Origin of the sequence: Streptomyces sp. NPDC059564 (assembly GCF_042735575.1) — a bacterium.
Lineage (GTDB): Bacteria > Actinomycetota > Actinomycetes > Streptomycetales > Streptomycetaceae > Streptomyces.
Genome location: NZ_JBHWBP010000299.1, coordinates 1 through 9,500, shown reverse-complemented (window position 1 = coordinate 9,500; position 9,500 = coordinate 1). Strand labels below are relative to the sequence as shown.

At 74.0% G+C, this 9,500-nt stretch carries 9 protein-coding genes; 2 read left to right on the top strand and 7 right to left on the bottom strand.

Annotated elements, in window-relative coordinates; translation table 11 throughout:
* Positions 1-22: 22 nt before the first annotated feature.
* The 4 genes from ACFV0Q_RS32475 to ACFV0Q_RS32460 all read right to left on the bottom strand — a co-directional run bounded on the left by ACFV0Q_RS32475 (position 23) and on the right by ACFV0Q_RS32460 (position 3,853).
* Entirely contained in the window at positions 23-1,102 is a 1,080-nt protein-coding gene (locus ACFV0Q_RS32475) for a hypothetical protein (RefSeq protein WP_385010238.1), read from the bottom strand.
* Positions 1,103-1,506: 404 nt separating this feature from the next.
* Positions 1,507-2,052 carry a hypothetical protein gene (locus ACFV0Q_RS32470; RefSeq protein WP_385010236.1) on the bottom strand — a complete coding sequence of 182 codons (546 nt, stop codon included), beginning with the start codon at positions 2,050-2,052 and terminating at the stop codon, positions 1,507-1,509.
* 65 nt (positions 2,053-2,117) lie between these two features.
* Positions 2,118-2,954: a ketose-bisphosphate aldolase gene (locus ACFV0Q_RS32465; protein WP_385010234.1), complete on the bottom strand. Its 837-nt coding sequence runs from the start codon at positions 2,952-2,954 to the stop codon at positions 2,118-2,120.
* Positions 2,951-3,853 (bottom strand): SIS domain-containing protein, encoded by a 903-nt coding sequence (locus ACFV0Q_RS32460; protein ID WP_385010232.1) that lies wholly within the window; start codon positions 3,851-3,853, stop codon positions 2,951-2,953. Before ACFV0Q_RS32460 ends, ACFV0Q_RS32465 begins: the two co-directional genes overlap by 4 nt.
* Positions 3,854-3,997: 144 nt before the next feature.
* Between ACFV0Q_RS32460 and ACFV0Q_RS32455 the strand changes: the two genes are divergently transcribed.
* On the top strand, positions 3,998-4,777 hold the full coding sequence (locus ACFV0Q_RS32455; protein WP_385010230.1) for a DeoR/GlpR family DNA-binding transcription regulator: 780 nt from the start codon (positions 3,998-4,000) through the stop codon (positions 4,775-4,777).
* A 65-nt stretch (positions 4,778-4,842) separates the two neighbouring features.
* Here ACFV0Q_RS32455 and ACFV0Q_RS32450 read toward each other — a convergent pair whose 3' ends face one another.
* The 3 genes from ACFV0Q_RS32450 to tdh all read right to left on the bottom strand — a co-directional run bounded on the left by ACFV0Q_RS32450 (position 4,843) and on the right by tdh (position 8,268).
* Positions 4,843-5,757: a LysR substrate-binding domain-containing protein gene (locus tag ACFV0Q_RS32450; protein WP_385010228.1), complete on the bottom strand. Its 915-nt coding sequence runs from the start codon at positions 5,755-5,757 to the stop codon at positions 4,843-4,845.
* A gap of 12 nt (positions 5,758-5,769) precedes the next feature.
* Positions 5,770-6,978 carry a glycine C-acetyltransferase gene (locus tag ACFV0Q_RS32445; protein WP_385010227.1) on the bottom strand — a complete coding sequence of 403 codons (1,209 nt, stop codon included), beginning with the start codon at positions 6,976-6,978 and terminating at the stop codon, positions 5,770-5,772.
* Positions 6,979-7,239: 261 nt separating this feature from the next.
* The gene (tdh, locus tag ACFV0Q_RS32440) at positions 7,240-8,268 is read right to left on the bottom strand and encodes an L-threonine 3-dehydrogenase (RefSeq protein ID WP_385010225.1); all 1,029 of its coding nucleotides are present in this window, start codon (positions 8,266-8,268) and stop codon (positions 7,240-7,242) included.
* 226 nt (positions 8,269-8,494) lie between these two features.
* On the opposite strand from tdh, the gene ACFV0Q_RS32435 reads away from it, so the two are divergent.
* The gene (locus tag ACFV0Q_RS32435; protein WP_385010223.1) at positions 8,495-9,409 is read left to right on the top strand and encodes an alpha/beta hydrolase fold domain-containing protein; all 915 of its coding nucleotides are present in this window, start codon (positions 8,495-8,497) and stop codon (positions 9,407-9,409) included.
* Positions 9,410-9,500: the final 91 nt, after the last annotated feature.

The following is a 9,500-nucleotide window of genomic DNA, read 5'->3' as shown; positions in this document are numbered from 1 at the left end:
CGGCAAGGGTGCTACGGGTGACTCAGACGCCGTCGTTGGCGCACAGCGCCCAGACGTCGGAGTAGGTGTTCGGGGAGCTGGGGGCTCCGGTGTGGGTGAAGGCCGACCAGTACGAGGCCGTGGTGGTCCCGTCCGCCACCGGGTTGCCCCCGGAGTCGCTGGGGTAGCTGCCGTTGAGGTGGTCGCCCTGGGAGCCCGGCCCGGTGAAGTTCGTGGTCGTGACGCTGCCGCCGCTGATCGCGGCGCCGCCGCTGACCAGCTTCCCGTCGTTCTGGCCGCAGCCGACGGTCACGGTCGCGCCACTGGTGCCGGAGGTGGGGCCGCTGACCTCGGAGAAGCGGACCTTCACGGTCGTACCGCTGATGTTGATGTTGTTGCCACTGCAGATGGCGTACGCGTACGTGGTGTTGCCGCTGTCGCCGCCGCCGCCGTTCCAGCCCACGGCGCTCCAGGAGTCGGGGTTGGTCTCACCGTCGGCCGCGGCCTTCTGGCCGAATCCGTGGGCGGAGTCGTTGAAGGTGGGGAAGCTGGCGATCGGCTTGAGGCTGCCGACGACGGCCGGGGTGATGCGCGCCCCGCCGCCGAGCAGCCGGGTGTTGGCCGGACAGGTCGCGGTGACGAGGCCCACCGTCGAACTGGTGGTGGGACCGGCGACCTTGTTCATCACCACCTGGGTGTGGTTGATCAGGCTGCTGCTGAAGCACATCGCGTACGGGGTGCTGGAGAAGGAGGCGTTGACCGCTCCCCCGCTGCCTCCGATGCCGAGCCAGTACGCCACGTCGGTGCCGACGACCCCGGTGGAGCCGGTGTACTCGGTGGTGCCGTCCGGGCTGGGCGACGTTCCGTTGATCTTGTTGCCGTTCGACGAACTGCCGGTGCCGATGGCCTGGTTGATGCCGCCGCCGGATATCAGGCCGCTGCTGCAGGTGGCGTGGGTGGAGATCTCGGCGAAGGTGCCGGCGGGCCCGGAGGTGGCGCCGGGGGTCTTCACGGTCACGCCGACGCTGTTGGCGTAGGCCGTACTGGGCAGGGCGAGGGCCAGCAGGGCGCCCGCGATGAGCGCCTTGCCCGCGACGGGCCGGCTCAGCAGGAATGTCCTCATCGATGTCTCCGGTTTCGGAAGGGGGGTGGTGCGGGAGTGGTACGCGGCCACGCGCGGGCGCACCGGCACACCGGGGTGGTTCCGGTTCGGCGAGGGGGTTGTCGCTGGTCGGCGGGTCGACACGGCATCGGGGCGGTGCGGACGGGTGCGGTGGGTCCGCGGCGGAGCGGGCAGGCCAGATCGTGGCCTGCGCCGCCCGGCTGGGCCGCAGATGGCACGTGCGGAATGTAGCAGTCATATAAGCCTGCAGGTAAGGCGAGAATCCTGGAATTCACCTCGCATGTGCGGTACTCGCGAGTAGCCCGCGCGCGGGTTCGAATGTGGCTGATCCACCACCGCGCGTACGCCGAGCCGGGCCACGCTCCAGAGGCACGGCTCCGGCCCCGGCCCCGGCCGTGCGGGGCCTACATGGAGAGGTAGAGGAGGTCGAAGCAGACGAGGTCGTGGGCCTCGTCGAAGCGGAATCCGCCCGTGGAACCCCCCGAGGGATCCCCGGTGGTCACGGTGCGGTCGAACTCCGCGCTCCCCCGCCACACCGCCCCGGCGGGTACGTACGGCTCCAGCCGGGCGGGCAGCCCCGCGAGCGGGGCCGGCGCGAAGGTGCGGCCGGGGGTGGCGAGGACGGCGGCCGCGCCGCCCGGCCGGAGCCGGGCGAGGCCGACGAGGCGGACCCGGGAGTCCGGGGCGGGCGGGCCGAGCCGTGAGTCCTGCTGGGCCGCGTCCACGTCGTAGCCGATCCAGTGGGCGTCGGAGAGTGGTCCGAGGGCGGCCCCGAAGCGCCGCTCCAGGGGCTCCAGTTCGGTGCGCACCCGCTGCGGGTCGGGCTCGGGGGGCTCGTCGGACCGGACGGCCGACACGCCCGCGACCCCGCCGGCCCCGACGAGCAGGACCCCGCCGGCCAGGGTGAGGAACTTCCGCCGGCCCGTGGGCCCGTGCCGTCCGTCGTCCATCGGACACCTCCCGGTCCAGACCGGCCCCGTCGCGCCCCGGACCCGTAACGCCCCGGCCCCGCCGGTCAGTTCAGGGCCCTGATCATAGCCTCGGCGGTCACCGCCATCGCCGTACGGGCCGCGGTCAGGTAGGGGCGGGGGTCGGCCCGCGTGAGGTGGGTGCGGATGGCCTCGGTCATGGCGACGTTGAGGGCGGTGCCGATGTTGACCTTGCGGATGCCGCCGGCCACGGCGGCCGCGAGCTCCTCGTCGGGGAGGCCGGAGGAGCCGTGCAGGACGAGCGGGACGTCCACCGTCTTGGTGAGCCGCGCCAGGAGGGCGTGGTCGAGGGCGGCGGTGCGGCTGGTCATCGCGTGGCTGCTGCCGATGGCGACGGCGAGGGCGTCGACCCCGGAGTCGGCGACGAACCGGCGCGCCTCGTCCGGGTCGGTACGGGCGCCCGGCGCGTGCGGGTCCAGGGGGGCGGCGCCGTCCTTCCCGCCGACCTCGCCCAACTCGGCCTCGATCCACAGGCCGTTGACGTGGGCCCAGTCGGCAGCGGAGCGGGTGGCCTCCAGGTTCTCGGCGTAGGGCAGGTGCGCGGCGTCGTACATCACGGACCCGAACCCGGCGTCCACGGCCTGCCGCAGCAGGTCGGGGCTCTTGACGTGGTCGAGGTGCAGCCCGACGGGCACCCGGGCGGCCTCGGCGCAGGCGGCGGCGGCCCGGGAGATGGGCAGCAGGGCTCCGCCGCGGAACTTCACGGCGTTCTCGCTGAGTTGGAGGATGACGGGCAGCCCGGCCCGCTCGGCGCCCTCGATCACGGCTTCGGCGTGCTCCAGGGTGATGATGTTGAAGGCGGCGACGGCGCGGCCGGCACCGGCCGCTCCGGCGACGAGGTCCCCGGCGGAGGCGAGGCTCATCGGACCGCCCCCTCGCCGGTGGTGAGGATCACCGAGCGGGTGAGGTTGCGCGGCGCGTCCGGGTCCAGCTGCCGGTGGGCGGCGACCGCGACGGCCAGCCGGTGGACGCGGACCAGTTCGGCGAGCGGGTCGAGCGTGCCGTCGACCCATTCGGCGCCGGTCGCGAGGACCTGCTCGGCGATCCCCTCGGGGGTCGCGCCCAGCGACCAGGTCACCGAGCCGGGTCCGGTGACGCTGACGGGTCCGTGCCGGTACTCCATGGCCGGGTAGGCCTCGGCCCAGGACAGGGAGGCCTCGCGCATCTTGAGGGCGGCCTCGTTGGCGAGCCCGACGCTCCAGCCCCGGCCGAGGAAGGTGAACTGGCCCCGGGCCTCCAGCGCGGCGGGCAGCGGTTCGGCGAGCGCGGTCCGGGCGTCGGCGACCACGGCCGGGGTGTGCGCGCCGACGTGGGCGCGCAGCAGGGTGAGGGCGGTGGTGGCGAACCGGGTCTGGACGACGGATCGCTCGTCGGCGAAGTCCAGTACCACGAGCTCGTTCGCGAGGGTCATCACCGGGGTGTCGGGGTCTCCGACGACGGCGGTGGTCGCGACCCCGGCCTCCCGCAGGGCGGCCAGCAGGTCGAGCACCTCGGTGGTGGTCCCGGAACGGGTGAGGGCCACGACCCGGTCGTAGCGGCGGTGGTGGGGGAACTCCGAGGCGGGGAAGGCGTCGGTCTCGCCCTGCCCGGCCTCCTCGCGCAGGGCGGCGGCGGCCTGTGCCATGAAGTACGAGGTGCCGCACCCGACGATCGCGGTACGCTCCCCCGGCTTCGGCAGCACCGCCCGGTGGACCGGGGCGAGTTCGGCGGCCCGTTCCCAGCTCTCGGGCTGCGTGGCCAACTCGTGCGCGACGTGACTCATGCGGGCTCCCTGCGCGTTGGGTGCGTGTTCCTGCAAGGTATCGGGCCGTTTCACGCAACTTCAAGCATTTACGGGGTGATCCCCTGGGTTAATCTCGACGGCGGGGCCGGAGAACAGTCCCGGGAAGCTCACGGGAGGGGCGCCATGACCCGCAAGGAACGCTGGCAGCGGCTGCTGGACCTGCTCGTGGAGCGGGGCGGGCTGGAGGTGGAGCCCGCCGCCGAGGTCCTCGGCGTGTCCGCGGCGACGATCCGCCGCGACCTCGACCAGCTCGCCGAACAGCAGTTGCTGGTCCGCACCCGCGGCGGGGCGGTCCCGCACGGGGTCTCGTACGAACTCCCCCTGCGCTACCGCACCTCCCGGCGCGCCGCCGAGAAGCTCCGGATCAGCGAGGCGGTGGCGGCCCTGATCGCCCCGGGCGAGGTCGTCGGCCTGACCGGCGGCACCACGACCACGGAGGTGGCGCGCGCCCTGGCGGCCCGCGCGGACCTGGCCGTCGGCTCGCCCGCGCTGACGGTGGTGACCAACGCCCTGAACATCGCCGGCGAGCTGGTGATCCGGCCGCAGTTCAAGATCGTCCTGACGGGCGGGGTGGCCCGGCCCCAGTCCTACGAACTGACCGGCCCGCTGGCCCAGCAGGTCCTCGGCCAGCTCACGATGGACACCGCCGTCCTCGGCGTGGACGCCTTCGACCCGGCCGACGGCGCGGCCACCCGCCACGAGGACGAGGCGGCGATGAACCGCCTCCTGTGCGAACGCGCCCGCCGGGTGGTCATCGCCGCCGACTCCACCAAGCTCGGCGTCCGCGCCTTCGCCCGGATCTGCGCCACCTCCGAGGTGGACGTCCTCGTCACGGACACGGGCCTGCCCCCGGACGTCGCGCAGGGCTTCGCGACGGCGGGGGTGGAGGTGCTCCGGGTGTGAGGGGGCGGGCCGGGAGCGGGACACGCGGGAGGAGCCGGCGCGGACGGGACACCGGCCGGTCCGGCTCAGTGCGCCGGGACCCGTTCCGCCTCGCGGGACAGGGCCGCGAGGACCGGGGCGATCAGGGGGTGGGCCTCGGCGCCCCGGCGAGTGGCCGCGAAGACCCGGCGGGTGGCGGCGGGCCCGGTGACCGGGCGGACCCGGACCTCCTTGAGGTCCATGCCGCGCAGCGCCGAGCGCGGTACGAGGGCCACCCCGGCGCCCGCGCCCACCAGGGCGGTGACGGCCCGGAAGTCGTCGGAGGAGTGCGCGAAGCGGGGCTGGAAGCCGGCCAGTTCGCAGGCCAGCAGGGTCACGTCGTGGCAGGGGTTGCCCGGGTACTGGCCCACCCAGTCCGCGTCGGAGAGGTCCGCCAGCGCCACGGAGGGCAGGTCGGCGAGCGGGTGCCCCGAGGGCAGCACCGCGTCGAAGGGTTCCGCGTAGAGCGGGAGCACCGACAGGCGGGCGTCGTCGGCGCCCGGCCCGCCCCGGTACTCGACGGCCAGGGCCACGTCGGCCTCCCCGTCGAGCAGCATCGGCAGGCTCTGGTCGCCCTCCGCGTCGCGGACCCGGAGCCGGATGCCCGGGTGGTCCAGCGCCAGGCGGGAGATGGCCGGGGCCAGCACCTCGGCGATTCCGGTCGCGAAGGCGGCCACGGTGACCTCGCCCGCCGATCCGCCCGCGTAGGCGGCGAGTTCGGCTTCGGCGCGCTCCAGCTGGGCCAGCACCTCGTGGGTGTGGCCCAGCAGGATCTCCCCGGCGGCGGTGAGCCGTACGCCCCGGCCGCTGCGGGTCAGCAGGGCGTGGCCGGTCTCCTGCTCCAGCGCGGCGAGCTGCTGGGACACGGCGGACGGGGTGAGGTACAGGGCTGCGGCCGCGGCGGTCACCGTACGGTGGTCCGCCACGGCCCGCAGGATGCGCAGCCGGCGGGGGTCGATCACCCCTCCATTGTCTCAGCCGGCGGACGTGCCCAGCGCCGCGCGGGCGTCGGTGAAGGCGGCCACCGCGCGCTCCACGTCGGCCGTGGAGTGGGCCGCCGAGAGCTGGACGCGGATCCGCGCCGCGCCCATGGGCACGACCGGGTACGAGAAGCCGATCACGTACACGCCGCGCTCCAGCAGCAGCTCGGCCATCTTCGCGGCCTCGGCGGCGTCGCCGATCATGACGGGGGCGATGGCGTGGTCGCCGGGCAGGATCTCGAAGCCCGCCTCGGTCATCTCGGAGCGGAACAGGGCGGTGTTGGCCGCGAGCCGCTCGCGCAGGTCACCGGCGGACTCCAGCAGGTCGAGGACCTTCAGGGAGGCGGCGGCGATCACCGGGGCGAGGGAGTTGGAGAAGAGGTACGGGCGCGAGCGCTGGCGCAGCAGCTCGACGATCTCGGCGCGGGCCGCGACGTAGCCGCCGGAGGCGCCGCCCAGGGCCTTGCCGAGGGTGCCGGTGATGATGTCGACGCGGTCCATGACCCCGTGCAGTTCGGGGGTGCCCCGGCCGCCGGGGCCGACGAAGCCGACGGCGTGCGAGTCGTCGACCATGACCATGGCGTCGTAGCGGTCGGCCAGGTCGCAGATCTCGGCGAGCGGGGCGACGTAGCCGTCCATGGAGAACACGCCGTCGGTGACGATCAGCTTGCGGCGGGCACCGCCCTCGGTGGCCTCCTTGAGCCGGGTCTCCAGCTCCGCCATGTCGCGGTTGGCGTAGCGGAAGCGGCGGGCCTTGGAGAGGCGGATGCCGTCGATGATCGAGGCGTGGTTGAGGGCGTCGGAGATCACCGCGTCCTCGGCGCCGAGCAGGGTCTCGAAGACGCCGCCGTTGGCGTCGAAGCAGGAGGAGTAGAGGATCGTGTCCTCCTGGCCGAGGAAGGCCGACAGCCGCGCCTCCAGCTCCTTGTGCACCTCCTGGGTGCCGCAGATGAAGCGGACGGAGGCCATGCCGTAGCCCCAGCGGTCCAGCGCGTCCTTCGCGGCGGCGACGACCTCGGGGTGGTCGGCGAGGCCGAGGTAGTTGTTGGCGCAGAAGTTGAGGACCTCTCCCGGGGCGCCGCCCGCGGTGACCGCGACGGCGGCGTTCTGCGGGCTGCCGATGACGCGCTCGGGCTTGTGCAGGCCGGCGGCGCGGATCTCGTCGAGGGTGGTGCGGAGGTCTTCGCGGACGGACTCGAACATGGGCTTCGGTTTCTCCTTGTGCGGTGTGCCGTCCGGCGGGACGGGAGGAGGGGGGCCGGACCCCGCGGAGGGGGGAGGGTATGCGGGGCCCGGCCGTAGGGAGATGGTCTTGTGCGGTCTACAACGGTCGGCGTACCGGTCCCCGCGCCGACCGCCACGGGGTCGGCCCCGCCCGATCGATCCGGGCGGCCGGGGCCGGGGGCCGGGGGCCGGGCGGGCCGCCTCGGCCCGGGAGCCCTTGCCCGCGCGACCGCCGGAGGCCTACGCCGTCCAGTCCAGGATGATCTTGCCGCTGCGGGCCGTGGACGCCTCGTCGAAGGCGGCCTCGAAGTCGCGGTGCGAGTAACGGCCGGTGATCACCGGGGACAGGTCGAGCCCGCCCTCCAGGAGCACGGTCATCGCGTACCAGGTCTCGAACATCTCGCGGCCGTAGATCCCCTTGATGGTGATCATCGAGGTGACGACCTTCGCCCAGTCCACGGGGAACTCCTGGGCCGGCAGGCCCAGCATGGCGATCCGGCCGCCGTGCGTCATGTTGTCGATCATGTCGCGCATCGCCTCGCCGCGGCCGGACATCTCCAGGCCGATGTCGAAGCCCTCGCGCAGCCCGAGCTGCGCCTGGGCGTCGGCGATGGAGGACTCGGCGACGTTCACCGCGAGGGTGGCGCCCGCCTTGCGGGCGATCTCCAGCCGCTCGGGGCTGACGTCGGTGATCACCACGTTGCGCGCCCCGGCGTGCCGGGCGACGGCCGCCGCCATGATGCCGATCGGGCCGGCGCCGGTGATCAGGACGTCCTCGCCGACCAGCGGGAACGACAGCGCGGTGTGCACGGCGTTGCCGAAGGGGTCGAAGATGGCCGCCACGTCCAGGTCCACGGCGGTCCGGTGCACCCACACGTTCTGCGCGGGCAGCACGACGTACTCGGCGAAGGCGCCGTCGCGGCCGACACCGAGCCCGATGGTGCTGCGGCACAGGTGGCGGCGGCCGGCCAGGCAGTTGCGGCACCTGCCGCACACCAGGTGGCCCTCGCCGCTGACCAGGGCGCCGATCTCGATGTCACGGACGTCCGCACCGAGCGCGGCGACCTCGCCGACGAACTCGTGGCCGAGGACGAGCGGGGTCTTGACCGCGCCCTGCGCCCAGCCGTCCCAGGCACGGATGTGCAGGTCGGTCCCGCAGATGCCGGTGCGCAGCACCTTGATCAGCACGTCGCCGGGGCCGTACTCGGGCTCCGGGACGTCCATGAGCCACAGCCCGGGCTCGGCCTTGTGCTTGACGAGTGCCTTCATGGGGGTGGCTCCAGGCATGCGGAAGGGGGCGCCGTGCGCGCTGGTGCGCGGGTGGCGTGGGTGACGTGCACCAATCTGCCGATCGGCGTGGTGATCAGTCCATCGAGACTTTCTTAAGCGGGTCGACAGCCCAGCTTCACGCCTATGCTCCTCCAGTGAGGGGGACGGGGCCCGGGGCAAGATCCGACGGAAGGTCCCGGTCCGCGGAAAAGGGGAGGTGAGGGGCGTGCCGAGTCTGCGCAGCAGGGCGCTTTCGGCCGCGCTGGTCGCGACGGGGCGGCGAAGACGGTACGCGACGGCGGAAGCGGTCCGGGCCAAGGTGGCGGAGTCGGCCCGCCGGCCCGCGTCGCACCTGCCGCCGCGCTCGCTGGGGCGGGTGGCCGACGTGTCGCGGACCTTCGTCGGGGCCTGGCCGGTGTACGACGCCTCGCCGCGGCGGGAGGAGCCCGTGGCACGGGTGCTGTACGTGCACGGCGGCGCGTTCATCAACGAGCTGGTCCGGCCGCACTGGTCGCTGATCCGGACCCTGGTGACGCAGGCGGGCGCCCGGGTCGTCGTACCGGCGTACGTGCTGGCGCCGCGCGGGACCGCCGACCGTACGGTTCCGGTCGCCGCCGACCTGCTGAGCGGCCTGATCGAGAGCGGTGGCGCGGGCGGCACGGTCCTGATCGGCGACTCGGCGGGAGCCGGGCTCGCGCTGGCCGCGGCGCAGCGGCTGCGGGAGCGCACCGGCGCCCAGCCGTCCCGGATCGTGCTGATCTCCCCCTGGCTGGACGTCAGCATGAGCCACCCGGGCCAGGCGGCGATCGAGGCGGCCGATCCGGTGCTGGCGCGGCCGGGCCTGGTCGAGGCGGGCCGGCTGTACGCGGGCAACCTCGCGGCCGACGACCCCCGGGTGAGCCCGCTGCACGGCTCCTTCGAGGGGCTGGCGCCGCTGACGGTGTTCACCGGTACCCGGGACGTGCTGAGCACCGACAGCCGGGAGCTGCTGCGCCGGGCGCGCGCGGCCGGGGTCGAGGTGGAGTGGCACGAGGAGCCGGGCCTGCCGCACGTGTACCCGCTGCTCCCGGTCCCCGAGGGCCGCGCGGCCCGGGACCGCATCGTCGAACTGATCAGAGCCACGGCGGCCGACCCGGTCTAGGTGTGTTGTCCGGACAGGTTGGTGACGCGGCTGGCGGGTGTTTGGCCTGCGATCCCGGTGTGGGGTCGGTGGTAGTTGTACCAGTGGATCC